29 protein-coding genes are annotated in these 25,997 nt (G+C 73.3%); 11 read left to right on the forward strand and 18 right to left on the reverse strand.

Features of this window, described 5'->3' with window-relative positions; translation table 11 throughout:
• Positions 1-121: 121 nt before the first annotated feature.
• Together J3R08_RS16885 and J3R08_RS16890 are read right to left on the reverse strand one after the other, a co-directional pair.
• Positions 122-751: an MBL fold metallo-hydrolase gene (locus J3R08_RS16885; RefSeq protein WP_209961961.1), complete on the reverse strand. Its 630-nt coding sequence runs from the start codon at positions 749-751 to the stop codon at positions 122-124.
• The gene (locus tag J3R08_RS16890; RefSeq protein ID WP_043323928.1) at positions 748-1,836 is read right to left on the reverse strand and encodes an S-(hydroxymethyl)mycothiol dehydrogenase; all 1,089 of its coding nucleotides are present in this window, start codon (positions 1,834-1,836) and stop codon (positions 748-750) included. The genes J3R08_RS16885 and J3R08_RS16890 overlap by 4 nt, the downstream gene beginning before the upstream one ends.
• A gap of 139 nt (positions 1,837-1,975) precedes the next feature.
• Here J3R08_RS16890 and J3R08_RS16895 point away from each other — a divergent pair, with 139 nt between their 5' ends.
• Positions 1,976-2,389 (forward strand): hypothetical protein, encoded by a 414-nt coding sequence (locus J3R08_RS16895; RefSeq protein WP_030504610.1) that lies wholly within the window; start codon positions 1,976-1,978, stop codon positions 2,387-2,389.
• A 38-nt stretch (positions 2,390-2,427) separates the two neighbouring features.
• Here the strand turns inward: J3R08_RS16895 and J3R08_RS16900 are convergent, their stop codons facing one another.
• From J3R08_RS16900 to J3R08_RS16920, 5 genes are all read right to left on the reverse strand, one after another.
• Positions 2,428-3,708: a nitrate/nitrite transporter gene (locus J3R08_RS16900; RefSeq protein ID WP_064445915.1), complete on the reverse strand. Its 1,281-nt coding sequence runs from the start codon at positions 3,706-3,708 to the stop codon at positions 2,428-2,430.
• The gene (locus J3R08_RS16905) at positions 3,705-4,355 is read right to left on the reverse strand and encodes a GntR family transcriptional regulator (RefSeq protein ID WP_209961964.1); all 651 of its coding nucleotides are present in this window, start codon (positions 4,353-4,355) and stop codon (positions 3,705-3,707) included. Before J3R08_RS16905 ends, J3R08_RS16900 begins: the two co-directional genes overlap by 4 nt.
• A gap of 73 nt (positions 4,356-4,428) precedes the next feature.
• Positions 4,429-5,268 carry an alpha/beta fold hydrolase gene (locus J3R08_RS16910; protein ID WP_113974196.1) on the reverse strand — a complete coding sequence of 280 codons (840 nt, stop codon included), beginning with the start codon at positions 5,266-5,268 and terminating at the stop codon, positions 4,429-4,431.
• Positions 5,265-6,176 carry an SDR family oxidoreductase gene (locus J3R08_RS16915; protein WP_209961968.1) on the reverse strand — a complete coding sequence of 304 codons (912 nt, stop codon included), beginning with the start codon at positions 6,174-6,176 and terminating at the stop codon, positions 5,265-5,267. Before J3R08_RS16915 ends, J3R08_RS16910 begins: the two co-directional genes overlap by 4 nt.
• The gene (locus J3R08_RS16920; RefSeq protein ID WP_209961970.1) at positions 6,169-7,659 is read right to left on the reverse strand and encodes an NAD(P)/FAD-dependent oxidoreductase; all 1,491 of its coding nucleotides are present in this window, start codon (positions 7,657-7,659) and stop codon (positions 6,169-6,171) included. Before J3R08_RS16920 ends, J3R08_RS16915 begins: the two co-directional genes overlap by 8 nt.
• Before the next feature lie 116 nt (positions 7,660-7,775).
• Between J3R08_RS16920 and J3R08_RS16925 the strand changes: the two genes are divergently transcribed.
• Entirely contained in the window at positions 7,776-8,456 is a 681-nt protein-coding gene (locus tag J3R08_RS16925) for a TetR/AcrR family transcriptional regulator (protein ID WP_043323920.1), read from the forward strand.
• On the opposite strand, the gene J3R08_RS16930 is transcribed toward J3R08_RS16925, so the two are convergent.
• Entirely contained in the window at positions 8,431-8,886 is a 456-nt protein-coding gene (locus J3R08_RS16930) for a hypothetical protein (RefSeq protein WP_209961972.1), read from the reverse strand. The genes J3R08_RS16925 and J3R08_RS16930 overlap by 26 nt on opposite strands.
• Positions 8,886-9,362, reverse strand: a complete 477-nt coding sequence (locus tag J3R08_RS16935; protein WP_209961974.1) for a hypothetical protein — start codon at positions 9,360-9,362, stop codon at positions 8,886-8,888. The genes J3R08_RS16930 and J3R08_RS16935 overlap by 1 nt, the downstream gene beginning before the upstream one ends.
• A 45-nt stretch (positions 9,363-9,407) precedes the next feature.
• On the opposite strand from J3R08_RS16935, the gene J3R08_RS16940 reads away from it, so the two are divergent.
• Positions 9,408-10,391, forward strand: a complete 984-nt coding sequence (locus J3R08_RS16940; protein ID WP_209961976.1) for a YafY family protein — start codon at positions 9,408-9,410, stop codon at positions 10,389-10,391.
• On the opposite strand, the gene J3R08_RS16945 is transcribed toward J3R08_RS16940, so the two are convergent.
• The gene (locus J3R08_RS16945) at positions 10,392-11,867 is read right to left on the reverse strand and encodes a PLP-dependent aminotransferase family protein (protein WP_064445906.1); all 1,476 of its coding nucleotides are present in this window, start codon (positions 11,865-11,867) and stop codon (positions 10,392-10,394) included.
• Between the two features lie 28 nt (positions 11,868-11,895).
• Here J3R08_RS16945 and J3R08_RS16950 point away from each other — a divergent pair, with 28 nt between their 5' ends.
• Together J3R08_RS16950 and J3R08_RS16955 are read left to right on the forward strand one after the other, a co-directional pair.
• The gene (locus J3R08_RS16950) at positions 11,896-12,504 is read left to right on the forward strand and encodes a LysE family translocator (RefSeq protein WP_043323912.1); all 609 of its coding nucleotides are present in this window, start codon (positions 11,896-11,898) and stop codon (positions 12,502-12,504) included.
• Between the two features lie 22 nt (positions 12,505-12,526).
• Positions 12,527-13,234 (forward strand): B3/4 domain-containing protein, encoded by a 708-nt coding sequence (locus tag J3R08_RS16955; protein ID WP_209961978.1) that lies wholly within the window; start codon positions 12,527-12,529, stop codon positions 13,232-13,234.
• Here the strand turns inward: J3R08_RS16955 and J3R08_RS16960 are convergent.
• From J3R08_RS16960 to J3R08_RS16985, 6 genes are all read right to left on the reverse strand, one after another.
• On the reverse strand, positions 13,172-13,402 hold the full coding sequence (locus J3R08_RS16960) for a hypothetical protein (protein WP_245254755.1): 231 nt from the start codon (positions 13,400-13,402) through the stop codon (positions 13,172-13,174). The genes J3R08_RS16955 and J3R08_RS16960 overlap by 63 nt on opposite strands.
• A gap of 266 nt (positions 13,403-13,668) precedes the next feature.
• Entirely contained in the window at positions 13,669-14,739 is a 1,071-nt protein-coding gene (locus tag J3R08_RS16965) for an ABC transporter ATP-binding protein (RefSeq protein WP_209961979.1), read from the reverse strand.
• Positions 14,736-15,800, reverse strand: coding sequence for an ABC transporter ATP-binding protein (locus J3R08_RS16970; protein ID WP_209961981.1), 1,065 nt, complete (start codon positions 15,798-15,800; stop codon positions 14,736-14,738). Before J3R08_RS16970 ends, J3R08_RS16965 begins: the two co-directional genes overlap by 4 nt.
• Positions 15,801-15,816: 16 nt before the next feature.
• Entirely contained in the window at positions 15,817-16,806 is a 990-nt protein-coding gene (locus J3R08_RS16975) for an ABC transporter permease (protein WP_043330115.1), read from the reverse strand.
• A 65-nt stretch (positions 16,807-16,871) separates the two neighbouring features.
• Entirely contained in the window at positions 16,872-18,617 is a 1,746-nt protein-coding gene (locus J3R08_RS16980; protein ID WP_209961983.1) for an ABC transporter substrate-binding protein, read from the reverse strand.
• A gap of 59 nt (positions 18,618-18,676) precedes the next feature.
• Positions 18,677-19,708: an ABC transporter permease gene (locus J3R08_RS16985; protein ID WP_209961985.1), complete on the reverse strand. Its 1,032-nt coding sequence runs from the start codon at positions 19,706-19,708 to the stop codon at positions 18,677-18,679.
• Positions 19,709-20,119: 411 nt separating this feature from the next.
• On the opposite strand from J3R08_RS16985, the gene J3R08_RS16990 reads away from it, so the two are divergent.
• The 4 genes from J3R08_RS16990 to J3R08_RS17005 all read left to right on the forward strand — a co-directional run bounded on the left by J3R08_RS16990 (position 20,120) and on the right by J3R08_RS17005 (position 22,244).
• A complete protein-coding gene (locus tag J3R08_RS16990; RefSeq protein WP_209961987.1) occupies positions 20,120-20,512 on the forward strand; it encodes an SSI family serine proteinase inhibitor in 393 nt (130 codons plus the stop codon).
• Between the two features lie 124 nt (positions 20,513-20,636).
• A complete protein-coding gene (locus J3R08_RS16995; RefSeq protein WP_069088652.1) occupies positions 20,637-21,521 on the forward strand; it encodes a pentapeptide repeat-containing protein in 885 nt (294 codons plus the stop codon).
• Between the two features lie 189 nt (positions 21,522-21,710).
• Positions 21,711-21,947: a preprotein translocase YidC gene (locus J3R08_RS17000; protein ID WP_069088651.1), complete on the forward strand. Its 237-nt coding sequence runs from the start codon at positions 21,711-21,713 to the stop codon at positions 21,945-21,947.
• Positions 21,948-21,983: 36 nt separating this feature from the next.
• On the forward strand, positions 21,984-22,244 hold the full coding sequence (locus J3R08_RS17005; RefSeq protein ID WP_043323893.1) for a hypothetical protein: 261 nt from the start codon (positions 21,984-21,986) through the stop codon (positions 22,242-22,244).
• Here the strand turns inward: J3R08_RS17005 and rnhA are convergent.
• Positions 22,163-22,726 (reverse strand): ribonuclease HI, encoded by a 564-nt coding sequence (gene rnhA / locus J3R08_RS17010; RefSeq protein WP_166457617.1) that lies wholly within the window; start codon positions 22,724-22,726, stop codon positions 22,163-22,165. The two genes, J3R08_RS17005 and rnhA, sit on opposite strands and share 82 nt — an antisense overlap.
• A gap of 70 nt (positions 22,727-22,796) precedes the next feature.
• On the opposite strand from rnhA, the gene J3R08_RS17015 reads away from it, so the two are divergent.
• Both J3R08_RS17015 and J3R08_RS17020 read left to right on the forward strand, forming a co-directional pair.
• Positions 22,797-23,585 carry a tyrosine-protein phosphatase gene (locus J3R08_RS17015; RefSeq protein WP_209961989.1) on the forward strand — a complete coding sequence of 263 codons (789 nt, stop codon included), beginning with the start codon at positions 22,797-22,799 and terminating at the stop codon, positions 23,583-23,585.
• A 91-nt stretch (positions 23,586-23,676) separates the two neighbouring features.
• The gene (locus J3R08_RS17020) at positions 23,677-24,795 is read left to right on the forward strand and encodes a serine hydrolase (RefSeq protein WP_209961991.1); all 1,119 of its coding nucleotides are present in this window, start codon (positions 23,677-23,679) and stop codon (positions 24,793-24,795) included.
• On the opposite strand, the gene J3R08_RS17025 is transcribed toward J3R08_RS17020, so the two are convergent.
• Positions 24,792-25,976: a lycopene cyclase family protein gene (locus J3R08_RS17025; protein ID WP_209961993.1), complete on the reverse strand. Its 1,185-nt coding sequence runs from the start codon at positions 25,974-25,976 to the stop codon at positions 24,792-24,794. The two genes, J3R08_RS17020 and J3R08_RS17025, sit on opposite strands and share 4 nt — an antisense overlap.
• Positions 25,977-25,997: the final 21 nt, after the last annotated feature.

Raw genomic sequence — 25,997 nt, forward strand, 5'->3', positions numbered from 1 at the left:
TTTCCGGACCCGTCCGAAGCGGACGGACATCCGGCGGTGCCCGGGCGCGGACGGGCCGGAAGACGCCGCACGCGGGCCCGGACCGGACTGCTCCGGCCGGACCCGCGCGGGTGTGTGGTCCTCAGTGGCCCCGGGCGATCCACTCGTCCAGGTGCGGCGCCTCGGCCCCGATCGTGGTGTCGTCGCCGTGCCCGGTGTGCACCACCGTCTCCGGCGGCAGCGTGAGCAGACGGGTACGGATCGACTCGACGATGGTGCCGAAGTCGCTGTACGACCGGCCGGTGGCGCCCGGTCCCCCGGCGAACAGGGTGTCGCCGGTGAAGACCGCGCCCAGGTCGGGCGCGTACAGGCTGCACGCGCCGGGGCTGTGGCCGGGGGTGTGCAGCACCCGCAGCGTGGTCCCGCCGACGGTGATGGTCTGCCCGTCGGTCAGCTCGCAGTCCGGGGCGGTGCCCGGGTGCACCATGTCCCACAGCACCCGGTCGGCCGGGTGCAGCAGCACCGGCGCGCCGGTGGCCCGGGCCAGCTCGGGCGCGACCCGGACGTGGTCGTCATGGGCGTGCGTGGCCACGATCGCCACCACCCGCCGGTCGCCGATCACCTGGCGGATGGCCGCGACGTCGTGCGGCGCGTCGAGGACGAGGCACTCGGCGTCGTCACCGATCACCCAGACGTTGTTGTCGACGTCGAACGTCTGGCCGTCCAGGGAGAACGTGCCGGACGTGACGGCGTGGTCGACGCGGGCGGTCACGGGAAGACCACCACCGAGCGCAGCACGTCGCCGTGGTGCATCCGGCTGAACGCCTCCTCGACCTGGTCGAGGGCGATCTCCTCGGTGACGAACGCGTCCAGGTCCAGCCGGCCCTGCCGGTACAGCTCGGTCAGCATCGGGAAGTCGCGGCTGGGCAGGCAGTCGCCGTACCAGCTGGACTTGAGCGCGCCGCCGCGACCGAACACGTCCAGCAGCGGCAGGTCGACAGTCATCTCCGGCGTCGGCACGCCGACCAGCACGACCGTGCCGGCCAGGTCACGGGCGTAGAACGCCTGCTTCCAGGTCTCCGGGCGGCCGACCGCGTCGATCACCACGTCGGCGCCGAAGCCGCCGGTGGCGGCGCGGATGGCTTCCACCGCGTCGTCCTCGGAGGCGTTGACGGTGTGGGTGGCGCCGAACTTGCGCGCCCAGTCGAGCTTGCGGGAGTCGGTGTCCACCGCGATGATCGTGGTCGCGCCGGCCAGGGCCGCGCCGGCCACCGCCGCGTCACCGACGCCGCCGCAGCCAATCACCGCGACCGAGTCGCCCCGGGTCACGTTGCCGGTGTTCATGGCCGCGCCGAGGCCGGCCATCACGCCGCAGCCGAGCAGGCCGACGGCCGCCGGCCGGGCCGACGGGTCGACCTTGGTGCACTGCCCGGCGTGCACGAGCGTCTTCTCGGCGAACGCGCCGATGCCGAGCGCGGGGGTCAGCTCGGTGCCGTCGGTGAGCGTCATCTTCTGCGTCGCGTTGTGGGTGGCGAAGCAGTACCACGGGCGGCCGCGGCGGCAGGCCCGGCACTGCCCGCAGACCGCGCGCCAGTTCAGCACCACGAAGTCGCCGGGTGCCACGTCGGTGACGCCGTCGCCGACCTGCTCGACGATGCCGGCGGCCTCGTGGCCCAGCAGGAACGGGTAGTCGTCGTTGATGCCGCCCTCGCGGTAGTGCAGGTCGGTGTGGCAGACGCCGCACGACTGGATGCGGACCACCGCCTCGCCCGGTCCCGGGTCGGGCACCACGATGGTGGTGACCTCCACGGGCGCGCCCTTGCGCCGCGACACGACTCCCCGGACTTCCTGGCTCACAGTGCCTCCCTTGTTGCGTGCTTCTGCACCCCGAACCTACCGCTGATCATGACCCGCGAACCAATGAAGCCCGCCGGATTGTCCTGGTCATGACCGGGTACCCGGTGTGCCGGTTCTACCAGGTGGGACGGGAGTGATCATGAGGCTGTCGCATGCGCCGCTGCGGGTCGCCATCGGCGCGTACATCTTGAACTCCGGGCTGGGCAAGCGGGGCCTGGAGGGTGAGGCCGCCGCGGGCATGCACGGCATGGCGGCCGGCGCGATGCCGCAGCTGCGGCAGATCCCGCCGGACCGGTTCGCCGTGCTGCTGTCCCGGGGCGAGACGGCGCTCGGCGCGGCGCTGCTCGCCCCGTTCGTGCCGTCGTTGCTGGCCGGGGCCGCGCTCACCGCGTTCGGCGCGGGGCTGGTGCAGCTCTACCTGAAGACGCCCGGCATGCGGGAGGGCAGCAGCCTGCGGCCGAGCCAGGAGGGCATCGGGCTGGCCAAGGACGTGTGGCTGGTCGGCGCCGGGCTGACGCTGATGCTCGACTCGCTGGTGCGGCACCGGCGCTGAGCCGCCCGCGCCGAAGCCGCTCCGGGCCGGCCGCGTACTCAGACGGGGGCCGCGGCCGTCGCGGCGGCCCGGTCGGCGGCGATCCGGCGGGCGGCGTTGCGGTAGCGCAGCACCTGCGCCGCGCCGAGCGCCCAGAGCAGGAACTGCACGGCGAACGCCCAGCGGAACGCGGACAGCGGCGGCGCGTCGTGCCCGGCCGGGGTGGCCAGGTCGAGCACCAGGCCGACGGCCAGGATCAGCACGATCGAGGCGGCGAAACCGCCGACGTTGACGATGCCGGTGGCGCTGCCGATGCGGTGCACCGGGTTGAACGAGCGGGCGTAGTCGAACCCGATCATCGAACCGGGACCGTTGACCGCGAGCACCACCACGAGCGCCACCAGCAGCGCGTGCGGCGCCCGGCCCGGCCACGCCAGCACCACCGCCCACATGCCGGCGGTGCCGGCGGTGATGGCGAAGACCAACACCGAGCGGTGGAACGGGAAGCGGGCGCACAGATGCGCGAGCACCGGCCCGCACACGAGCGTCACCATCGTCATCAGGGTGAGCAGCCCGGCCGCCGCCGTGGGCGAGAAGCCCTGGCCCTGCACCAGGAACGGGTACCCCCACAGCAGCGCGAACACCGAGCCGGAGAACTGCGTGACGAAGTGCGTCCACAGGCCCAGCCGGGTGCCCGGCTCGGCCCACGCCTCGGCGAGCTGGCGGCGCACGGTCGCCAGGTCGGGCGCGAGCGCGGTGGCGTGCTCGGCGTGCGGGGTGTCGCGTACCGCGACGAGGATCATCAGCACCACCGTCGCGCCGAGCGCCGCGGCGGTCAGGAACGCCGGGGTCCAGCCCGCGCGGTGCAGCAGCAGCACCAGGGGTACGGCGCCGAGCACCGCGCCGAGCTGGCCGACGGTGCCGGTGAGCTGCACCAGCAGCGGGTTGCGGCGGCCGGGGAACCAGAACGCGACGATGCGCAGCACGCTGATGAAGGTCATGGCGTCACCGAGGCCGACGAGCACCCGCGCGGCGACGGCGGCCGGCACGTCGGTGGCGACCGCGAAGACGATCTGCCCGGCCACCATCAGCGCGCCGCCGGCCAGCAGCAGCCGGCGCGAGCCGTAGCGGTCGAGCAGCACCCCGACCGGGACCTGCATGGCGGCGTAGACGGCGAGCTGGGCGACGGAGAACGTGGCGAGCGCGGAGGCGTTGATGTGGAACCGATCCGCCGCGTCGACCCCGGTGACGCCGAGTGAGCTGCGGTGGAACACGGCGGTCAGGTACGCGGTCAGCGCCACCGCGTACACCAGGGCCGCGGGCCGGCGGGACACGCTCACCGCAGCGTCCCGAGCATCCGCGCGGCGGTGTCGATGTGCCCGGCGACCGCGTCGCGCCACGCCTGCGGGTCGTCGCCGTCGAGCGCGGCGAGCTGGCCGGCGTGCTCGGCCAGGGCGACCTCGGCCCAGCCGGGTGAGAGCCGGAAGCTCGCCTCGCCCATGCGCAGCTGCCGGTCGCGCAGGCGGTGGTACAGCTCGGCCAGGATCTCGTTGCCGGCCGCCTCGACCACGGCGGCGTGGAACGAGCGGTCGGCGTCCATCAGCGCGCTGATGTCACCGGCGGCGTGCGCGCGTCGCATCTCCTCCAGCCGGCGGGCCAGGTCGGCGCGCAACTCGGCGCGGCGGTCCCAGACCCGCTCGGCGGCGTGCAGCTCGACCAGCCGGCGGGCCTCGATGACGTCGGCGATCTCCCGGGCCGACACCGGCCGGATCAGCGCGCCGCGCTTCGGGTAGAGCTTGACCAGACCCTCGGTCTCCAGCCGCAGCAGCGCCTCCCGGACCGGGGTGCGGGACACGCCGGTCGCGTCGGCGATCTCGCCCTCGCTCACGAGCTGGCCGCCCGGGTAGACCTGTTCCAGGATGGCCTGCTTGAGGTGCCGGTACGCCCGCTCGGCGGCGGACGGCGCGGTCCGGCTGGGATGCGTCATGTATCTAAGCTTGCTCCGCGGCTGGTCGCGCCGATCCGGCGCGGGTCCGGGCAGTGGCGCAGGCCACCGCGGGTCAGGCCCACAACTCCCGCAGCAGCGCCTCCACCTCGGCGGTCCGCTCGATCTGCGGCATGTGCCCGGTGTCGCGGAACAGATGGCGGCGCGCGTGCGGCAGCCGGCTGCCGGCGTACGCCAGGTGCGTGGCGGGCAGGATCAGGTCACGGTCGCCCCAGACGAGCAGCGTGGGCAGGTCGAGCGCGGCCACCGCGTCGAGCAGTTCGGCGCGCCACCGCGGCTTCACCCCGCGCCAGGTGCCCAGGTCGCGGACCAGCTCCAACATCACCCGGGCGGCGTGCGGCTGCCCGGCGACGGCGAGCGCGGTGGCGATCCGCTCCTCGGTGACGTACGCCGGGTCGAAGAAGATGGCCCGCTCGCTGCGGCGGGCGATCCCCGGATGCGGGCGCAGCAGCAACGGCGCCAGCGGGCGGATCGCGAGCAGCCGCAGCGCCACCGTCACCTCCCGGCCGAAGCCGGCGCTGTTGAGCAGCGCCAGGCTGGCCGCCCGCTGCGGCGCGTCGACCGCTAGGCGCATCGCCACCGCCCCGCCGAGGGAGTTGCCGACCAGGTGCGCCGGGCCGGTCACCCCGGCCACGTCGAGGAACCGGGCGACCGCGCCGGCCAGGGCGGGCAGCGTGTGCGGCCCGTCCAGCGGCGCGGAACCGCCGTGCCCGGGCAGGTCCACCGCGAGCACCAGGTGGTCGCGGGCCAGCGCGGCGTGCAGGGCGGTGAAGTCGTCGAGGGTACGGCCGATGCCGTGCAGCAGCACCACGGGCGGCCCGTCGCCGCTGATCCGGCAGCGCACGCGCCGGCCGTCGACGGTGCGCTCGTCGGCCGGCGGGAGGGCCACCGTCACGCCGTACGTCCGGGTTCCCGCGCGGCCTCCTCGCCGGGCGTCTCGGCCCGCGGCGCCGGCACCTCGGCGACGGCCGCCGGGCGGGACGGGCGCATGCCCAGGGCGAGCACCCGGCCGTACCCGGCGGGGGCCACCCGGGCCAGCAGGTCGGGCAGCTTCGCCGACCAGCCGATCAGCACCCGGCCGCGACGCCGCTTCGCGCCGCGCAGGATCGCCTCGGCGGCCTTCGCCGGGTCGATGGTGAGCAGCTTCTCGAACTGCCTGAGCCCGGTCTCGTACTCAGCCCGGTCAACGCCGCTGCCGACCCGGGCGCTGGCGGCGATCCGGGTACGGATGCCGCCCGGGTGCACCGACGTGACGCCGACGCCGTCGTCGACGAGTTCGTGCCGCAGCGCCTCGGTGAAGCCGCGGACGGCGAACTTGCTCGCCGCGTACGCGGCCTGCCCGGCGGGCGCGATGATGCCGAACAGGCTGGAGACGTTGACCAGGTGCGCGCCGGGTTCGGCCTTGAGCGCGGGCAGCAGCGCGTGGGTCAGGCGCACCACCGCCCGGAAGTTGATCTCGACGACCCAGAGGAACTCCTCCACTGTGACCTGGTCGAAACGCCCGCCCAGCGCCACCCCGGCGTTGTTGATCAGCAGCCGGATGCGGGAATGCGCGCGGTGGATCTCGGCGGCGACCCGTTCGGTGGCCTCGGCGTCGGCGAGGTCGACCACGTACGTCTCGACCCGCAGGTCCGGGTGCGCCGCCGAGATCGCGGCGGCGACCGAGGTCAGGCCGTCGGCGTCGCGGTCGAGCAGGACCAGGTCGGCGCCGCGCCGGGCCAGGCCGTGGGCCAGCGCCGCGCCGATGCCGCTCGCCGCGCCGGTGAGGACCGCGGTGCCGCCGGGAAAGACGAGGTCACGCATCGGATCCTCCCGAGGTGGCGGCGGCGGGTACGCCGGCGCGGGCGAAGCGTACGCCGTCGGTGAGCGGGCCGCGCCGCATCAGGCGTACGTCGCGGGGGTAGTTCTGGTGCAGCCGCCACGGCGCGCGCGGCCCCTGCTTGGGCAGCTGGTCGACGGCGCGCAGCACGTAGCCGGACTGCAGGTCGATGATCGGCGCCAGGTCGTCGGTGTCCGGGGCGAGCGGCGTGACGATCTGCTGGGCGGTCTCGTCGAGGTGGCGCAGCAGCCGGCAGACGTAGGTGGCGACGAGGTCGGCCTTGAGCGTCCACGAGGCGTTCGTGTAGCCGATCGTCATGGCGAAGTTCGGCACGCCGGACAGCATCATGCCCTTGTAGGCCACCGTCGAGGCGAGGTCGACGTCGGCGCCGTCGACCGCCAGGGTCATGCCGCCGAGCGCGAGCAGGTTCAGGCCGGTGGCGGTGACCACGATGTCGGCGGGCAGCTCCTCGCCGGAGGCGAGCCGGAGCCCGTGCTCGGTGAACGTGTCGATGGTGTCGGTGACCACCGACGCGCGTCCCTCGCGCAGCACGGTGAACAGGTCGCCGTCCGGGACAACGCACAGGCGCTGGTCCCACGGGTCGTACCGGGGCGAGAAGTGCCGCTCGACGTCGTACCCGGCGGGCAGCCGACCTTTCGCGGCCCGGCGCAGGAACCGCTTCACCACGCCGGGGGCACGCCGGCTGAGCTGGAAGTTTGCCACCCCGAGCGCGACGTTCTTCCACCGCGCCACCGTGTACGCGGCCTTCGCGGGCAGCCAGCGCCGCGCGGCGTCGGCGAACGGGTCGCGCGAGGGCAGCGCGATCACGTACGTGGGTGAGCGCTGGAGCATGGTGACGTGGGCGGCCCGCTCGGCCATCGCCGGCACGAGGGTGACGGCTGTGGCGCCGCTGCCGATCACCACTACCCGCTTGCCGGTGTAGTCCAGGTCGTCGGGCCAGTGCTGCGGGTGCACGAGCGTGCCGGCGTACCGCTCGACGCCAGGGAAACGCGGCGTGTAGCCGGAGTCGTAGCGGTAGTAGCCGGAGTTGGTGAACAGGAACCCGCAGGTGATGGTGACGTCCTCGCCGGTGTCGTCGCGGCGGGCGTGGACTGTCCAGCGGGCGGTGGCGCTGTCCCATTCCGCGCGCACGGCCCGGTGGTGGAAGCGGATGTGCCGCTCGACGTCGTACTCGCGGGCGGTCTGGCGCACGTACGCCCGGATGGAGTCGCCGTCGGCGATGGCCTTCGGGTCGGTCCACGGCTTGAACGAGTAGCCGAGGGTGTACATGTCGGAGTCGGAGCGGATGCCCGGGTAGCGGAACAGGTCCCAGGTGCCGCCGATGGCGCCCCGGGCCTCCAGCACCGCGTAGGTCTTGCCGGGGCACTCGCGTCCGAGGTGGACGGCGGCGCCGATGCCGGACAGGCCGGCCCCGACGATGAGGACGTCGACGTGGTCTGCGGCCATCGGTTTCTCCCGTTCGCACCGGCGGTGGACCGGACACTATCCATCGCCGTCGAGCGCAGTCAACACCGTGTCGAGCTTAATCGACAGGGTGTCGAGCGGGTGTAGCATCTGCCGACATGACCACCGCCCGTACGCCGGCCGGCGCCGCGCCCAGCCGCGGGCGGCGGACCGGCCGCTCCACCGGCGACGAGCGGGAGACCGCGATCCTGGCCACCGCCGAGCGGTTGCTACGGCAGCGCGCGTTCGGCGACATCTCCATCGACGACCTGGCGCGCGGCGCGGGCATCTCCCGTCCCACGTTCTACTTCTACTTCCCGTCCAAGGACGCGGTGCTGCTCACGCTGCTGGACCGGGTCACCGAGGAGGCCGACGCGGCGGCCGGCGGCGTGTTCGACCGGCTCGCCGAGGACCCGCGCGCCCACTGGCGGGAGCTGATCGCCCGGTTCCACGCCACGTTCGGCGGGCACCGGGACGTGGTGCTGGCCTGCGCCCAGGTACGCGGCACCAACGCCGAGGTGCGGCGGCTCTGGGCCGAGGTGCTGGAACGCTGGGTCCGCGCGGTGCAGGCCGCGATCGAGACCGAACGCGCACGCGGCGCGGCCCCGGACGGGCTGCCCGCCCGGGACCTCTCGATCGCGCTGAACTCGATGAACGAACGGGTCTGGTACGCCACGTTCGCCGGGGACGGCCCGGCGGTGGCCGAGCGGGACGTGGTCGACGTGCTGCTCGACGTCTGGCTGACCGCGATCTACCGGACCACCACCCCGCCGGTCATGCCGTCCGCCGGAACTCCATGACCCAGTTGGTCTCCCAGGCGTGCCCGCCGTCGGTGGAGAACGCCTGCTCCCAGCGGCAGGAGACCGGGGTGATCGCCGACCAGAGGAACCGGCAGCGCACCGGGCGGCCCTCGTCGGTGTCGTCGGCGTGGAACTCACCGACGCCGTCGGTGAACCGGCCCACCACCGGCGGCTGCTCCAGCACGCCCCGCGCGCTGTGCATCCAGTAGATCGACCACAGCCCGGTCGCCGGGTTCAGGACGCGCACGCTGGAGCCGGAGAAGCCCCGGCTGGGGCAGCGCATCTCGTCGAAGCTGCCCGCGCCGTCGAAGAACGAGCGGGCCTCGCTGACGCCGGTGAACTCGTCCCAGTCGTCGCTGCCGACGTGCCGCTGCCGCAGACGCCGGTTGGTCACGTCCCAGGTTCCGACGAGGAAGTCGAAGTCGCCCATCAGAACCCCACCGGCCCCTCGGGCCGGGCGTCGGCCAGGTAGCCGGCCAGGTCCGGTCGGTCCGGCGCGAGCACGTGCCGGATCCAGGCGGCGCGCTCGTGCTCCAGCACGCCCAGCTCCCAGACACAGCCCACCCCGGGTCGCTCCAGGTCCACGAAGCGCGCCGGATCGTCGTCCGGGCAGTCGAGCGCGGGCTGCCCGGCGATCGCGATGCGGCACTCGACCACGTTGTCGAAGAACCAGGTGTACGCCAGTAGGTACGCGCCGCTGTCCGCGCCCCGGTGCAGCACCACCCAGCTCGCCGGCGGGGTGCCGCCGTCGGGACCGGGCAGCAGCTTGGGGAGGTACGCGTACGCGGCGTCGACCACACGTGGTTCGAGGCGGCGGTCCGGCTGGTCGATGTGGTAGCGCTTGACGTGCCGGCCGGCGACCTCGATCGTCCCCGGCACCGTCAGCTCCTTGTCGTGGAAAGCCATGATCGGGACGGTAGGGGCGGTCCCCTGACAGCTAGTGTCAGCGGAATGCGGGCCAGTCGACTCCTGTCCATCCTGCTGCTCCTGCAGGCGCACGGCCGGCTCACCGCCGCCGACCTGGCCACCCGCCTCGAGGTGTCGGTACGCACCATCTACCGGGACGTCGAGGCGCTGCACACCGCCGGCATCCCGCTGTACGGCGAGGCCGGACACGACGGCGGCTACCGGCTCGTGGAGGGCTGGCGAACCCGGCTGACCGGGCTGACCGCCGAGGAGGCAGACCGGCTGCTCTTCGCCGGGCTGCCCGGACCGGCCGCCGAACTGGGCTACCAGTCGGTCGTCACCGCCGTGCAGCTCAAGCTGCGGGCCGCGCTACCAGCGCCGCTGGCCGACCGGGCCGCCCGGCTGGAACAGCGGTTCCACCTGGACACGCCGGGCTGGTACTCCGACGGCGACCCGTCGCCGTACCTCGCCGAGGCGGCCGAGGCGGTGTGGCGGGAGCACCGGATCCGGGTGCGCTACCGGGGCTGGCGCGGCGAGACGACCCGCGTGCTCGAACCGTACGGGCTGGTGCTCAAGGGCGGGCGCTGGTATCTCGTGGCCGCCCGCCCGGACCGCGCCGGACCGGCCACCTACCGGGTCAACCAGATCCTCGACCTGGCCCCGCTGGACGAGACGTTCGAGCGGCCCGAGTTCGACCTGCCGGCCTGGTGGCGCGCCCACGTGGTGGAGTTCCGGGCCGGGCTGCACCGCGACGAGGCGCACATCCGGCTGTCGCCGCGCGGGTTCGCCCGGCTGCGCGAGATCGGCAGCGACGTGGTGGTCGCCGCCGCCGAGGCGAGCGCCGGCCCGCCCGACGACAGCGGCTGGGTGCGCGCGGTCATCCCGATCGAGTCGCTCACCCACGCCCACGGCGACCTGCTGCGGCTCGGCGCCGACGTGGAGGTCCTGTCCCCGGAAGAGCTGCGCGCCCGCCTGGCCGAAACAGCCACCGCCCTGGCCGCCCTCTACCCCCCACCTCTCCCTCGTTGATCAAGGAAGGGCGTGGAGGGCATCGGCGACTGTGGACAGGGCTCGGTCGATCTCCGACGGCGGGGTCGCCGCGTACCCGAGGACCAGGCCCGGCGGCTGCGGACGCTGGCCGTGCCAGGACAGCGGATGGACCTTGACGCCCCGGCGCAGCGCCTCCGCCGCGAGCGCCAGGTCGTCCACGTCGCCGGGCAGCGTGACCGTCAGGTGCAGCCCGGCGGCGGCGCCGTGCACCACCGCCCCCGGCAGGTACGCGCGGACCGCCCGGATCATCGCGTCGCGGCGGCGTACGTGCCGGTGGCGCAGCAGCCGCAGGTGCCGCTCCAGCGCTCCCGACTCCATCAGCTCGGCCAGCACGAGCTGCGGCAGCGCCGCGTTGCCCAGATCCGCCGTCCGCTTCGCGTCCACCACGTCGGCGTGCAGCGACGGCGGTACCAGCGTCCACCCGATCCGCAGGGCCGGGGCGAGCAGCTTGGAGATGCTGCCGGTGTAGCAGACCCGGTCGGGGGCCATGCCGCGCAGCGCCGGCACGGGCGGGCGGTCGTAGCGGTGCTCGGCGTCGTAGTCGTCCTCCAGCACCAGGCCGCCGTCGCGCGCCCACCTCAGCAGCCGGCGACGCCGCTCACCGTCGAGCACCACCCCGGTCGGGAACTGGTGCGCCGGGGTGAGCAGCACGGCCGGCGCGCCGGACCGCTCCAGCTCGTCGACGCGCAGGCCCCTGTCGTCCACCGGCACCGGCGGCGTCGCCATCCCGGCGTACGTGAGGTGCTGCCGCACGCCGAGCGAGCCGGGGTCCTCCACCGCGACGGTGCGCGTACCCCGCTCGTGCAGCACCCGCGCGAGCAGGCCGAGCGCCTGGGACACCCCGGCCACTACCACCACCTCGGCCGGGTCGGCGCGGATGCCCCGGTTGCGGGCCAGCCAGTTCGCGACGGCCCGCCGCAGCGCGGGCGTGCCGGTCGGGTCGCCGTAGCCGAGCGCGGCGGGCGTGGCCCGGTGCAGCACGGCCCGCTCGGCCCGCAGCCAGGCCGCGCGAGGAAATGCCGCCAGATCGGGTACGCCGGGCGTCAGGTCCACCCGCGCGGGGGCGGCGCGCAGCGCTTCGAAGACGTCGAGGCCGGGCCGGCCGGTGAACACCTCCGGTGCTCTCCTCGGCTCGGGTGGCCGGGCGCGCACGGCGGCCGGGGTGGCCACCACGACGGTGCCGGCCCGGCCGCGCCCGGCGACCTGGCCGTCCTCGCCCAGCCGCTGGTACGCCTCGGTCACCACGCCGCGTGAGACGCCCAGCTCGGCGGCGAGCACCCGGCTGGGTGGCAGGCGGGTACCTACTGGCGCCCGGCCGTCGGCGATCGCCGAGCGCAGCCGGGCGGCCAGCCAGTCGGCGCGGCCGCCGGGCGGGGCCTCGCCCACATCGAGCTGGAGGAAGTCCGCGCCGACCGATTTGGACCTCTCGGAAACGACGGCTTTGGCCCTGTCCACCGGACCATTATGGCCAGAGGCTGGACGGGTGACCATCGCCTTCCTGCTGACCGCACTCGTCGTCGCCGTCACTCCGGGCACCGGGGTGACGCACACGCTCGCCACCGCCGTGACCGCCGGACGCCGCGCCGGGCTGGCCGCCGCGGCCGGTGCCACGCTCAGCCTCGTTCCGCACGTGATCGCCGCGGTGACCGGCCTGGCCGCGCTGCTTCGCGCCGGCACCCCGGCGTTCCGCGTGGTGACCTGGCTGGGCGTGGCGTACCTGCTCTGGATGGCCTGGTCGGCGTGGCGCGACCGGGGCGCGTTCACCGTCGACGCGGACCGGCCGCCGCGCCCGGCGTCGGCGGTGTTCCGCGACGGAGTGTTGCTGAACCTGCTGAACCCGAAGGTGACGGTGTTCTTCGTGGCGTTCCTGCCGCAGTTCGTACCCCCGGGCACGCCCGCCGCCCCCGTCCGCATGCTCGCCTGCGGCCTGGTGTTCATGCTGGTCACGCTGCTGGTGTTCGCCGGGTACGCGGTGCTGGCCGGCGCGTTGCGCCGCCGCGTGCTCGCCCGGCCCCGGCTGAGGGCGCTGCTGCGGCACGCCGTGGCCGGCAGCTTCCTCGCCCTGGGCCTCGGCCTCGCGTTCGCCGCCTAGCACTCGCCTGAAGGAGCAACACGTGCGTTTCCGGCACTCCCCCGAGATCTGGTCGTCCTTCCCCGAGCTGACCTGCGGCGTCCTGCGCGCCACCGGGATCACGCCCGACGCCGACGTCACGCCGCGCCTCGCCGGTCACCTCGGCGTCGCCCGGGACCGGCTCGCCGCCGCACCCGAGGGCGGCTTCCCGGAGATCCAGGCGTGGCGGCGCGCGTTCACCCGGATGGGCTGCCCGCCGACGCGCTACCGCTGCGCGGCCGAGTCACTGCTGCGCCGGCTGCGCCGCGACGGGGACCTGCCCCGGCTGCACCCGCTCGTGGACCTCGGCAACGCGCTCTCCGTCGGGTACGCGGTCCCGGTCGCCGTGCTCGACCTGGCCGGGATCGACGGCGACCTGACCGTGCGCCCGGCCGACGGCACCGAGTCCTATCTCGGCCTCGGTGGGGAGTCCGAGCAGCCCGCGCCCGGCGAGGTGATCTTCGCCGACGAGGGCGGACACGCGCACGCCCGGCGCTGGTGCCACCGGCAGAGCGGCGCCTCGGCGGTACGTGCCGACACCGTCGAGGTCCTCGTGGTCATCGAGGCGATGCACGCCGGGGCGGCGCCGACCGTACGCCGGATGCTGGACGAGCTGGCGGCGGCGCTGGACGAGCAGTGGCGCGTGCCGTCACGGACGGCGTTGCTCACCTCGCAGGCCCCGGAGTTCGCCGTGCCCGTCCGGACCGCCTGACGCCGGCTCGGACGGCTCGCCGTGCAGCTCGCGCAGGGCGTCGGCGAGCCGGTCGTCGGCGGTCCCCCACCACTGCCGGGCCAGCTCGACAGTGCGGCCGAGCGAGTCGTCGCCCACCCGCTCGGCGTGCAGCTCGGCGCTCATCATGCGCAGGAAGCGAACGGTCACGGCATCGGACTCATCGGCTATCACGTCCGTACCCTAGCCACCGCCTCCGACGAAACCGGCGGCCGAGTCGGGGTCGTCCGCCCGGTTGAGGTCGCCGCGTGCGGGTAGTGCGCGGTCATGCCCCAGCGATACGAACACTACGACCGGGGTCGCGATCGTCACCGGCGCGGACTCCGGCATCGGCGGCCGGGGGCGACCGTGCCCGGCTCAGGGCAGTCAGGCTTGATCCCTGCGCCGGGCAGGGTCGTCCCCGGCTCCGTCGTGGGTCAGGTGCGTTCGTTGCTGCCGGGTTCGCCGGTCGGCATGCCGACCGGTCCGCTCTCCGGGTAGTGGCAGGCGGTGAGCTGCCCGCCGTCGTCCCGGGTGGTCAGCGCCGGTTCTTCGGTGGCGCAGTGGTCGGTGGCTTTCCAGCAGCGGGTACGGAAGCGGCAGCCCGATGGCGGGTTCAACGGGGTCGGGACGTCGCCGGTGAGGCGGATCCGGCCGGCGGGCCCGAGGGTGGTGACGTCCGGAATCGCCGACAGCAGGGCTCGGGTGTAGGGGTGCTGCGGCCGGGTGTAGATGGTGTCGCGGTCGCCGATCTCGACGATCTTGCCGAGATACATGACAGCGACGCGGTGGCAGAAGTGGCGGATGACGGCGAGGTCGTGGGCGATGAACACGAACGCCAGGTCGAGGTCGCGTTGCAGGTCGCGCAGCAGGTTGATGACCTGCGCCTGGATCGACACGTCCAACGCCGAGACCGGTTCGTCGGCCACGATCAGCTTCGGTTTCAACGCCAGGGCGCGGGCGATGCCGATGCGCTGGCGCTGCCCGCCGGAGAACTCGTGCGGGTACCTGTTGTAGTGCTCCGGATTCAACCCGACGAGTTCCAGCAACTCCTGGACCCGGCGTTTGATGCCGCCGGGTGGGGTGATCCGGTTGACCTGCAACGGCATCGCCACGATCCGCCCGACCGTGTGACGGGGGTTCAGCGACGCGTACGGGTCCTGAAAGATGATCTGCAGGTCCTGCCGCAACGCGCGCAGCTCACGCCGCCCGCCGTGGGTGATGTCCCGCCCCGCGAACTCGATCGTCCCGGCCGTGGGTTCCAGCAGACGCACCAGCATCCGCCCGGTCGTGGTCTTCCCACACCCCGACTCCCCGACCAGGCCGAGCGTCTCGCCCGGCCGCACGTCGAAGTCCAGCCCGTCGACGGCCCGCACCGCACCCGTGGCGCGCAGGCCCTGCCGGACCGGGAAGTGCTTGGTCAGCCCCCGCACCGACAGCAGCGGCTCGCCCGCGAGCCGGCCGGCGTCGCCCGCCACCGCCGCCTGCCCGTTCGTCACACCGTTCATCGAGCCACCCCCACCCGCGCGACCTCGTCCCGGTAGATCCGCTCCCGCGCGGCGACCGGCAGATGACACGCCACCAGATGACCCGGCGCACCAGCAGGGCCCAACTCCGGGATCTCGGTGCGGGACCGGTCACCGTTCACGCCGGCCCACTGGCACCGCGGATGAAACGCACACCCCGACGGCAGATTGATCAAGCTGGGCGGGTTACCCGGGATCGGCACCAGGTCCGCATCCGCGTCACCGTGCAACGACGGCACACTCGACAACAACCCCCACGTGTACGGATGCTGCGGCGCCCGCAACACCCGCTCCACACTCCCGTGCTCCACCGCCCGACCCGCATACATCACCAACACGTCATCAGCCACCTGAGACACCACACCCAGGTCATGCGTGATCAGAATGATCGCCGACTGGAACTCCGCCTGCAGATCCGCAAGCAGGTCCAGGATCTGCGCCTGCACCGTCACATCAAGCGCCGTCGTCGGCTCATCCGCGATCAACAGATCCGGATCATTCACCAGCGCCATCGCGATCATCGCCCGCTGCCGCATCCCACCCGAGAACTCATGCGGATACTGATCGAACCGCTTCGCCGGCTGCGGGATGCCGACCCGGCCGAGCATGTCCACCGCCCGGCTGCGGGCCTCCCGCCGCCCGGCTCTGGGGTGGTGCACCCGGTACGCCTCCGCGATCTGCCGACCCACCGAGTAGTACGGATGCAACGCCGACAACGGATCCTGAAAGATCATCGCCATGTCCCGGCCCCGCAACCGACGAATCTCCTCCTCACGCAGGCCGACCAACTGACGACCACCGACGGAGATCTCCCCGGAAATGGTCGTCCGCTTCACGTTGTGCAGACCGAGGATCGCCAGCGACGTGACGCTCTTACCGGAACCGGACTCCCCCACGATCCCCAGCGTGCGGCCCCGCTCGACAGCGAACGACACCCCGTCCACGGCCTTGACGACACCGTCCTCGGTGTCGAACCGCACCCGCAGATCCGTGACCCGCAGGTACGGGTCCTCGCCGCGTCGCGGCGTCGGAAGCTCCACCATGTCCGTCTCCTCCTCCTCAGCCCAGCCGGACCCGTGGGTCGATCACCGCGTACAGCACGTCGACGACGATGTTGGCGACCACGATGAACACGGCCGCCAGCAGCACCGTCGCCATCACCACCGGCAGGTTGAGGAACTGCACCGCCTCCACTGTCGCCTTGCCGAGGCCCTGGAGGCCGAAGATGGTCTCGGTGATGAACGTGCCGCCGAGGCTGGTGCCGATGTCCAGCCCGGCGATAGTGACGATCGGCGTGATCGCCGCGCGCAGCGCGTGCCGGGTGTGCACCTGCCGCGCGGGCAGCCCTTTCGCCCGGGCGGTACGGATGAAGTCCTCCGACAGGGTCTCCAGCATTTGCGCCCGGGACAGCCGGGCGTACAGCGCCGAGTTGAGGAAACCCAGCGTCATCCAGGGCAGCAGCAGCCCGGCCGCCCACCGGGCCGGGCTCTCGGTCAGCGGCGTGTAGCTGGGGAACGGCAGCAGCCCGGTGGAGTAGACGAGCAGGTAGAGCAGGATCAGACCGAAGAAGTAGACCTGCATGGACGCGCCGGCCAGGGTGACGCCGATGGCGGCGCGGTCGAACGCCGTACCCCGGCGCAGCGCCGACACCATGCCCAGCGAGATGCCGAGGCCGAGCCAGAGCACGGCGCCGCCGAGGACGATGCTGAACGTCACCGGGGCGCGCTGCGCGACGATCTCGGTGACCGGCTGGTTGTTGCGGAACGAGTAACCCAGGCAGGGCGCCGGGCAATCCTGCCGGAAGTCCCCCTCGCCGTAGGTACGGCCGGCGAAGACGCCGCCGACGAAGTCCGCGTACTGCCGGGGCAGCGGCTGGTCGATGCCGAGCCGGCGCTCGACCTGGGCGATGTCCTCGGCCGTGCAGTTCTTGCCGCACATCACCTTCGCCGGGCTGCTCGGCACCGCGAAGAAGAGACCGAATGTGACGAGGCTGATGACGACCAGGGTCAGGGCGGCGACGAGCAGCCGCCGGACGACGAAACGGAGCAACGGGAGCACCTCCCCCGGGGTGGGGCGCGGGGACGGCCGCCGTGGCAGCCGTCCCCGCGCGGCTGTCACTTCTTCACGTAGATGCCGTTGAGCGAGATGATCCCGAACGCGTCGCTGAGGAAGGCGTTGCCTACCTTCGAGCCGTGCAGCTCGTAGGTGGCGTCGTAGTAGCAGGGCACCACCGGCGCGTACTTCTCCATGATCATGCGGTCGAGCGCCATCCAGCCGGCGTCCTGCTCCGCGGCGGGCAGGGCACGGACCCGGTCGATCTCCGCGCCGACCGACGCCTCGTCGAGGTACGACAGGTTCTGGTTGCCCTCGGCCACGATCTCCCGTCCGTCGTAGACCGGCGGGATGACTGTGGAGCCGGTGGGCCAGTCCGAGCCCCAGCCGGTGAGGTACAGGTCGTAGGGGTTGTCCTTGCGGCCGACCTCGTCGTAGTAGCTGCTGTTGTCGATCGGCTTCATGACGATGTCGAACCCCATGTCGGTGAGGTTCTTGCGCAGCGCCTCGGCCTGCTGGGTACGCAGTTCCAGGCTGGAGTGGGCGAGCACCAGCTTCGGCCGCTTTCCGGCGAGCAGCTCGGCGGTCTTCGCCTTGTCACCGGTCACCGGGGCGTTGAACACGTCGTACGGGACGAACCCGGCGGTGGTGGGTGACATCAGCGTGGTCGCGGGTGTCCCGGCGGCCTGGCCGCCGAGCACCTTGAGCAGGGCGTCCTTGTCGACCGCGTAGTTCAGCGCCCGCCGTACGTTCAGGTCGGTGACCCGCTGGGTGTTGATGCTCAGCACCCAGTTGTACTGCGTCGGGCCGCGGACGACCCGGTCGGCGACGCCGGCGCCGGTGGTGCGGGGCAGCACCGACGGCGGCACGTCCGACCAGCTCAGCGCCGCCTGGTCGGCCGGTCCGTCGGCGACCAGCCGCTCGGCGATCTGGGCCTGCTCCAGGCCGAACGTCATCCGGACCGTGTCCGGGTACGCGTTGCGGATCGGGTCGGTCGCCGGATCCCAGTTCGGGTTGCGTTCCAGCTCCAGCGACACGTCGCGCTGGTAGGACTTCACCCGGTACGGGCCGGACGAGAACGGCCGCAGATCGTAGTTGGCGCGGGTGTCCTTGGCGGCGGGCACCGGCGCGCTGGTGGGCAGCGCCGCCGCGTACGGCATGTCGCAGTGCGGCTGCGGGAACGTGAACCGGATGGTCCGGTCGTCGGGGGTGGTGACGCCGTCGGGCACCGGCTTGCCGCCGTCGTACGGTCCTTTGTAGGTGGCGTTGTACGCCCCGCCCGGGTAGAGCCACTGCTGGATGTAGTGCGGGCCCTCGTTGAGGTTCGCCGCGAACGAGCGGGCGATGCCGTGGGCGACGTCCTTGCTGCTCACCGGCGTGCCGTCCTCGTAGCGCACGCCGTCGCGCAGCGTGAACTCCCAGACCTTGCAGTCGCCGTCGACGTCCTTGCCGGGGTTGGTGGCCAGGTCGCCGACGAGCAGCAGCTTGCCGGTGCCGTCCTCCTTGTAGCCGTTGAGCGGGCGGTAGAGCATCCCGCCGGCGACCTGCTGCACGTTGACGTAGTTGCGGGCCGGGTCGAGGTGTTCGAAGTCGGCCGGCTGCATGACGGTGAGGGTGCCGCCCCGGGACGCGCCGTCGACGGGCTTCGCCGGGCCCTGGTTGTCGGCGGCCTCGTACGAGATCGAGCCGCTCTGGGTCTTGGTCTTCTGGTCGTCGCCGCCGCTGTCGTCGGGCGTGGGGTTGCAGCCGGCGGCGGCCAGCGCCGCCGCGGCGAGGACACCTGTCAGTGTCCGGGTTCGTGCGCGCACGGTGTGCTCCCTTCGTGCCCGGCGGCCCCCGCCGGCCGGGCGTGTGATGGCCGTGGGGACTACCGGGTGGAGCGGGGATCCAGCGAGTCGCGCAGCGCGTCGCCGAGCAGGTTGAACGCCAGGACCAGCAGGAAGATCGTCAACCCGGGGAACAGGGTGTACCAGGGGTCGCTCGCGACGTAGCCGATGCTGTTGAAGATCATGCGGCCCAGGTCGGGCGTGGGTTCGGTGACGCCGATGTTGACGAACGCCAGCGCCGCCTCGATGGCGATGAACTGGGGCACCATCAGCGAGACGGTGACCAGGATCGGCGCCCAGATGTTCGGCAGCAGCTGCCGCAGCAGGATGTGCGCGGTGCCGGCACCGGCGGCCCGGGCCGCGTCGACGAACTCCCGCTCCCGCAGCGAGATCACCTGCCCGCGGACCAGCCGCGCGGTGTACGTCCAGCTGAACAGGCCGAAGGTGGCGACGATCAGCGCCACCCGGAAGGCCGGCGACGGCGCCTCCCGGTCGGAGTAGAAGCGGTCCTGCAGGATCGGGATGACCGCGAGGGCGAAGATGAGGAACGGGAACGCCAGCGTGAGGTCGATCAGCCAGTTGACGAGACTGTCCAGCCAGCCTCTGGCCCATCCGGCCAGCACACCGACCGCGACGCCGATCCCGGAGGCCAGCAGCGCCGAGGTGAACGCGATGAACAGCGACGTCCGAAGGCCGTAGACCAGTTGCATCAGGATGTCCCGGCCGCTGCCCGGCTCAAGGCCGAGCCAATGATCGGAACTGATCCCGCCGGCATACCCGGTCGGCATTCCGAAATCGTTCAACCGGTCGACGAACTTGTCGGTCGGGTCGATTCCGGTGAGCCGCCCCAGCAGCGGCGCGCCGAGCGCCACCACTGCGGCCACGAGGAGCGTCAGGGCGCTGACCCGGGCCGTACGGTCCCGCTTGAGCCGCAGCCAGGCGAGCTGGTTCGGTGACCGGCCGACGAACTCGGCGGTCCGGCCGACGGGTTCGGAGTCGGCCTGGATCTCGGGGCCGGGAATGGTCGCGTCGGCGGCCGTGGTCCGGGGCGACGGGTGTGAGAGATCGCTCATGAACAGTCCCTCCGACGGGGGCGAAAACGCCCTGCCATCCGACGGTAAAGGGAGACGGAGCACCGGAAAGAATCGTTACGGTAACGGCCGCTCCGGTTGTCATCCATTGACAACGATCCGGCGTACGGAATGCATCGGCGCAATAACGGGCCGATTTGGTTGTCAGCCTTTCAGGCAGGCGTCACGCTTATTCGGAATGCGTTTGCGCGAGGCGCGGAAGCGGTTGTCAGCCGTTCGGGCATTCCCGTACGCCGATGTCACACCGAACGTGCGACGCGGTCGACTGGTGTAACACTTCGTGACTCTTCGCGTTCACACCGTCCACCTAGGGTTCTCGGCGGCCCGGTTACGCACGACGGACCGGGCCACCCATCGGCCCCGCACCCCGGGGCCCCGACGGAAGGACCACCCATGCCCTTCGCCCGACGTACCGCCGCACTGGCCCTGGTCGCCGCGCTCGGCGCGCCGGCCTCCCCCGCGCAGGCCGCGCCGCGCCCCGGCCCGCAGACCCCCTCGGTGCTGCTGCTCACCGTCGACGACGACGCCGATGTGCGCGCCACGGTGCTGACCTGCGGGCCGACCGGCGGTCTGCACCCCGACCCGATCACCGCCTGCCGGCTCGTCGCCCGCGTCGACGGCGACCTGGACGCGCTCGACGTGGACGGCGCGCCGTGCACCTCCCAGTACGCCCCGGTCGTCGCCCGCGCCGCAGGCTTCTGGCAGAACCGCCCGGTCTCCTACACGCGTACGTTCACTAACCCCTGCCTGATGCAGCGCACCACCGCCTCTCTCTTCACCTTCTGACCCTCCCCTCTCGTTCTGGTTGATCATGAGGTTGGCGGCGGTTGCCGTCCGTTTTGTCGCCGTCAACCTCATGATCGACGGGGTGGGTGGGGTGGGTGGGGTGGGGGTGGGGTGGGTGCGGAGAATGGTGCGGGTGGACGGGGGTGCTGTGGAGGCGCGCACGGTCGGTGGCGGGCGGGAGCTGCGGGCGGACTGTTCGCGCTGCGCCGGGGTCTGCTGCGTCGCGCCGGCGTTCACCGCGTCCGCCGACTTCGCCATCGACAAGCCCGCCGGACGGCCCTGCCCGAACCTGGGCGCCGACTTCCGCTGCGGCATCCACACCGAGCTGCGGCAACGCGGCTTCCCCGGATGCACCGTGTTCGACTGCTTCGGCGCCGGCCAGCACCTCACCCGGCACACGTTCGCCGGCCGCGACTGGCGCGCCGACCCGGCCACCGCAGCGCGGATGTTCGACACCTTCGCGGTGTTGCGGCCCCTGCACGAGTTGCTCTGGTATCTGACCGAGGCGGTACGCCTGACCCCGCCCGGCCCGCTGCGCGACGAGCTGACCGCCGCGCTCGACGAGACCGGCCGGCTCGCCGACGGCACCCCTGACGAGCTGCTCGCGCTCGACGTCGACGCGCACCGGGACCGGGCCAACCGGCTCCTGTCCCGCGCCGCCGAACAGGCCCGCGCCGGGAAGGCCGGCCCGGACCGCCGGGGCGCGACGCTGATCGCTGTGGACCTGCGCCGTACGCCGCTGGCCGGGGCGAACCTGCGCGGCGCCTGCCTGATCGGCGCGGACCTGCGGGGCGTACGGCTCGGCGCGGCCGACCTGACCGGCGCGGACCTGCGCGGGGCCGACCTGCGCGGCGCAGACCTGAGCGAGTGCCTGTTCACGCACCAGTCGCAGCTCGACGCCGCGCGCGGCGACCACCGCACGGTCCTGCCGCCGGGGCTGCGCCGCCCGGCCCACTGGTCCCTGACGCTGACCCCGGCCCGCCCCCGGCCACGCCCCCGCCGCCGCTGACCCGCCCGGCCCACCGGTCCGGAAACTGGGCGACGATCAAGGAGTTTGTGGCTGGTTCGGGGCCGGATCGGGACACAAACTCCTTGATCAACGGGGAGAAGGGGGCCGGAGGGCGGAGGGGGCGGGGTTTGGTGGGGATGGGGTGGGGTAGGCGGCGCGGACGACTGTTGGTCGACGGGAGGGGCACCGGTGGGATATCGGGCACGCGACGGTGAGGAGCCGGTCGATCCGGCGCACGCCGAGGACGAGGCCGGGCAGGTTCCGCTGGTGCAGACGGCCGCGGACACCGACGTGCCGGCGCCCGCACCCGGCGTGCCGAAACCGGACGAGGTGACCGAGGACGACGGCTCCGGCATGGCGGGTGGCGCCTCCGGCAGCAGCTCGGGCGGCTCCTCGATGCCGACCCACCCGGACGCCGCCCGCTGAACGTTTGCCGTCACCCGCTGCGGGCAGGAGTGCGACATGACCAGTGAAGAGTCCTTCGGCCGCGCGGCCGGCGACGAACCCGACGGCGTGACCGCGTACGAGGCGTCCCTGCGCCCGCCCGGCGAGTCCCTGCACACCACCGACGACACCGGTGACGACTTCGCCGACCTGCCCGCCGAGGACCGCCGGTCCGCGCGGGAGGTCAGCCGCGCCGGCTACGACGTCGACGCGGTCTCCGGGACCGGCGACCCGTCCGAGGAGCCGGAGGAGATCGAGGAGGGCCGGCCGCTGCGCTGACGCGTGCGCGGGGCGGCGGCCGTGCCGCTCCGCGCCTCGGTCATGCCCCGGTTCGCCAGCGCGTCGGCGCGCTCGTTCTCCGGGTGCCCGTTGTGGCCCTTAACCCACAGCCAGGTCACGTCGTGCCGGGCACAGGCCGCCTCCAGCGCCTGCCACAGGTCGGCGTTCTTCACCGGCTGCTTCGCGGCGGTCAGCCAGCCGTTGCGCTTCCACGAGTTCAGCCAGCCGGTGATGCCGTTGCGTACATAGGTGCTGTCGGTGTGCAGCCGTACCGTGACCGGGCGGGTCAGGCTCTCCAGCGCCCGGATCGCGGCGGTCAACTCCATCCGGTTGTTGGTGGTCGGGGTGGCCTCGCCGCCGCACAGCTCCCGCTCGTGCCCGCCCCAGCGCAGCACCGCGCCCCAACCGCCGGGCCCGGGATTGCCGCTGCACGCGCCGTCGGTCCAGATCTCCACGACCCGGCCGGTCTCCGCCTCCGCCATGCCCGGCAACCTACCGGGTACGCGAGTACGCGGGACCACCCGACCCGCCGCGCGCGGCTACCGTGCCGGCATGACCACTCCCCCGGACTTCGCCACCCTCTGCAACTTCCGTGACCTCGGCGGCTGGCGGACCGGCGACGGCCGCACCGTCGCCCGGGGCCGCCTCTACCGCTCCGACTCGCTGGCCAAGCTCGCCGGTGACGACCTGCAACGGTTCGCCGCGCTGGGCGTGCGTACCGTGATCGACCTGCGCTACCCGTGGGAGATCGCCGACCGCGGCCGGGCCCCGGAGAGCCTCGGCGTGACCTGGCACAACCTGAGCATCGAGCACCGGCCGTACGTGCAGGCCGACATCGATCCCGACGTGGACCCGTGGCGCTACCTGGCCGACCGGTACGCCGAGGTGGCCGAGGACGGCGTGGCCGAGCTGCGCCGGGCGGTCGAGGTGATCGCGGACGGCGAGCATCCGCTGGTGTTCCACTGCGCGTCCGGCAAGGACCGTACCGGCCTGCTCGCCGCGCTGGTGCTGTCCCTGCTGAGGGTGGACGACGACCAGATCGCCACGGACTTCGCGCTCACCGAGCACGCCACCGACCGGCTGGTCGCCGAGTGGCGGGACCGCAACGGCGGCGCGACGCCGGGCTGGCCCGCGTACGGGCGGGCGCCGGCCGAGGTCATCCGGCTGGTGCTGGCCGACCTGCGGGCCGCACACGGTTCCGTGCACGGGTACGTGACCGGCCGGCTCGGTGTCGACGCGCAGACGATCGACGCGCTGCGCGCCCGGCTGCTCACCGGCGACACGGACCCGCTGCCGACCCAGGGCACCACCGGCGCCACGCCGACGACACTCGCCCGCTGAGCGCCGCCGCCCGGCCGAGCACGCAGCGACGGAGAACCGGCGGCCGAAAAGCGAGCGACGGCGGCGCGGCGGTCTGGCACGCTGCGAGATCGTGGACACGCGGTGGGACGGCCTGCGGGCCGAGGTACGGGACACGATCGACGAGCTGGTCTCCTCCGGCCGGGAGGCCGGTGTGCAGGTGGCCGCGTACCTGGACGGGGTGGCGATCGTCTCCGAACACGCAGGGCTCGCCGACACCACCACCGGACGGCCGATGACCGCCGACACGCCCGTGCACGCGGTCTCCACCGGCAAGGGACTCACCGCCACCGTCGTGCACGTGCTCGCCGAGCGGGGACGGCTCGACTACGACCTGCCGCTCGCCGCGGTGTGGCCGGAGTTCGCCCGGCACGGCAAGGACGCCATCACGCTGCGGCACGTGCTCACCCACACCGCCGGCCTGCCCGCGCTGCCCGCCGACGTCACGCCGGAGGACTTCACCGACTGGACGCGCATGTGCGAGCTGCTGGCAGACGCGCGGCCGCTGTGGGCGCCCGGCGAGCGGCTGGCGTACCACGCCTGGACGTGGGGGTGGCTGCTCGGCGAAGTGGTCCGGCGGGTCACCGGCGCGCCCGTGTCGCGCGTGCTCGCCGACGAGGTGGCCGGGCCGCTCGGCGTGGACCGGGAACTGTTCCTCGCCGTACCGGAGGCGGACCTGGCCCGGCTGGCCCGGCTGGAGGACGCCGGCCTGTCCACGCTGATGACCTGGGCCGGGGCGAACCTGCCGCAGTTCGACGCGGTCGCCCCGCCAGCGGTACGACCCGACACCGTCATCGGTTCCCGCCCCGACGTGCTGCGCGCCGACGTGCCGTCGGTCGGCACGATGAGCGCCCGCGCGGTGGCCCGGATGTACGCGGCGCTACTCGGCCCGGTCGACGGGGTACGGCTGATCTCCGCCGCACGGATGCGGGAGGTGTCCGCCCCTGCGGTACGCGCCCAGGAGTGGGTGTTCGGCCAGGAGAGCACGTTCGGGCTCGGGTACGCGGTCGAGGACGACGGATCGTTCGGCACCGCCGGTAGCGGCGGCAGCCTCGCGTTCGCGTACCCGGATCTGGGGTTGACGGTGGCGGCGGTGCGCAACCGGCTCGGCGCGGGCGACGGCGACCCGATGGAGCAGCTGCGGGTGCTGGTGCGCGACCGCGTCGCCGAGGCGACCGGCCACCGGAGCTAGCGGCGCAGGCGGGCCCGCAGCCGGCCGGCCGCGTCGCCGAGCACCGCGCCGGTCATCGGCAGCAGCGGGCTGGACCGCATCACCGCCAGGTCCTCGGCCGGGCTGGTCACGCCGTCGAGGAACCGCAGCACCCGCTCCGCCGGGTTGCGGTCGAACAGCCGCTCGAAGAACTCCACCCCGCCGACGTGCCCCCGGTCCAGCGCGCGCAGCGCCACCGCGTCCATCCACAGGTGCCGCACCGGGTACGCGGGCGCGGGCACCGGCGGACGGCCGGCGGCGAGCGCCCGGGCCACCTGGTCGGCCTGGCGCAGCATCGCGGAGAACGTGAACCCGGTGGACGGCCGGGTCGCCCCACCGGCGGTGCCCAGCCGCACCACCCGCGGGCTGGGACGGGGTTCGAACGGGCCGTCGGTCATCGGGATCACGCCGTCCTCGACCTCCCGCACCCGCAGCGCGGTCAGGTCCAGCCCGAGCAGGTCCGCGTAGCCGCGCAGCGCCGTGTCGTAGCCCGCGTCGTCGAGCAGGGCCGGGCCGAACTCGGTGTACTCGACCAGCGCGAACCGGTCGTCGACAGGCAGCACGTACCCGAAGGAGACGCCGCGCTGCGGCTGTGGGGTGCGGAAGTCCATCAGAACGGCCCGCTGCGGATCGAACGTCGGCCGGTCGGCGGCCAGCCACCAGCCCCGGAAGTGCTGCAACCAACTGGTCCGCCCCGGTCGTTTCGGCCGCCGTGGCCGCGAGTCGAGCACCCACCCGGCCCGCACCAGCTCACGCCCCTCCGGGTCGCGGACAGTGACCCGCTCACCGTCGTCGTGCAGCTCCCCCGCCGGAGCGCTGATCCGGACCGCGTCCAGCCGCCGCTCGGCCGCGGCAGCCCGGTCGTAGACCGGGGCGGAGCGCAGCATGGCGTACCGCAGCGGGTCGAGCGTGAGGACGCGGCGGCCGGCGCGCGTGACCACGTCGACCTGCGACCAGCTCGCGCTCAGCAACGGATCCAGGTCGTCACCGGGCAGGCCCCAGAACGCCCACGTGCGGTCCTGGCCGCGTTTGTGCACCGGGTCGACCACCGCGACCCGCAGCCCGGTCACGCCGTGGCGGTCCAGCGCGGCCAGGACCAGGGACGCGGCGCCGCCGCCGCCGACCAGCGCGAGGTCGACGTCGACCGCTGAGGATGCCTGCACCCGACCACGCTGTCACATCGG

Source organism: Micromonospora sp. HB375, assembly GCF_017872985.1.
Taxonomy (GTDB): domain Bacteria; phylum Actinomycetota; class Actinomycetes; order Mycobacteriales; family Micromonosporaceae; genus Micromonospora; species Micromonospora chalcea.

Excerpts from the sequence above, each read along its gene's own strand:
- J3R08_RS16905 (WP_209961964.1), bottom strand. The coding sequence starts at position 4,355 with ATGACGCATCCCAGCCGGACCGCGCCGTCCGCCGCCGAGCGGGCGTAC.
- J3R08_RS16965 (WP_209961979.1), bottom strand. The coding sequence starts at position 14,739 with ATGAACGGTGTGACGAACGGGCAGGCGGCGGTGGCGGGCGACGCCGGC.
- J3R08_RS16935 (WP_209961974.1), bottom strand. The coding sequence starts at position 9,362 with ATGGCTTTCCACGACAAGGAGCTGACGGTGCCGGGGACGATCGAGGTC.
- J3R08_RS17005 (WP_043323893.1), top strand. The coding sequence starts at position 21,984 with ATGACCAGTGAAGAGTCCTTCGGCCGCGCGGCCGGCGACGAACCCGAC.
- J3R08_RS16985 (WP_209961985.1), bottom strand. The coding sequence starts at position 19,708 with ATGAGCGATCTCTCACACCCGTCGCCCCGGACCACGGCCGCCGACGCG.
- J3R08_RS16930 (WP_209961972.1), bottom strand. The coding sequence starts at position 8,886 with ATGGGCGACTTCGACTTCCTCGTCGGAACCTGGGACGTGACCAACCGG.
- J3R08_RS16920 (WP_209961970.1), bottom strand. The coding sequence starts at position 7,659 with ATGGCCGCAGACCACGTCGACGTCCTCATCGTCGGGGCCGGCCTGTCC.
- J3R08_RS16970 (WP_209961981.1), bottom strand. The coding sequence starts at position 15,800 with ATGGTGGAGCTTCCGACGCCGCGACGCGGCGAGGACCCGTACCTGCGG.
- J3R08_RS16925 (WP_043323920.1), top strand. The coding sequence starts at position 7,776 with ATGACCACCGCCCGTACGCCGGCCGGCGCCGCGCCCAGCCGCGGGCGG.
- rnhA (WP_166457617.1), bottom strand. The coding sequence starts at position 22,726 with ATGGCGGAGGCGGAGACCGGCCGGGTCGTGGAGATCTGGACCGACGGC.
- J3R08_RS16895 (WP_030504610.1), top strand. The coding sequence starts at position 1,976 with ATGAGGCTGTCGCATGCGCCGCTGCGGGTCGCCATCGGCGCGTACATC.
- J3R08_RS16995 (WP_069088652.1), top strand. The coding sequence starts at position 20,637 with ATGGTGCGGGTGGACGGGGGTGCTGTGGAGGCGCGCACGGTCGGTGGC.
- J3R08_RS17015 (WP_209961989.1), top strand. The coding sequence starts at position 22,797 with ATGACCACTCCCCCGGACTTCGCCACCCTCTGCAACTTCCGTGACCTC.
- J3R08_RS16940 (WP_209961976.1), top strand. The coding sequence starts at position 9,408 with ATGCGGGCCAGTCGACTCCTGTCCATCCTGCTGCTCCTGCAGGCGCAC.
- J3R08_RS16990 (WP_209961987.1), top strand. The coding sequence starts at position 20,120 with ATGCCCTTCGCCCGACGTACCGCCGCACTGGCCCTGGTCGCCGCGCTC.
- J3R08_RS16915 (WP_209961968.1), bottom strand. The coding sequence starts at position 6,176 with ATGCGTGACCTCGTCTTTCCCGGCGGCACCGCGGTCCTCACCGGCGCG.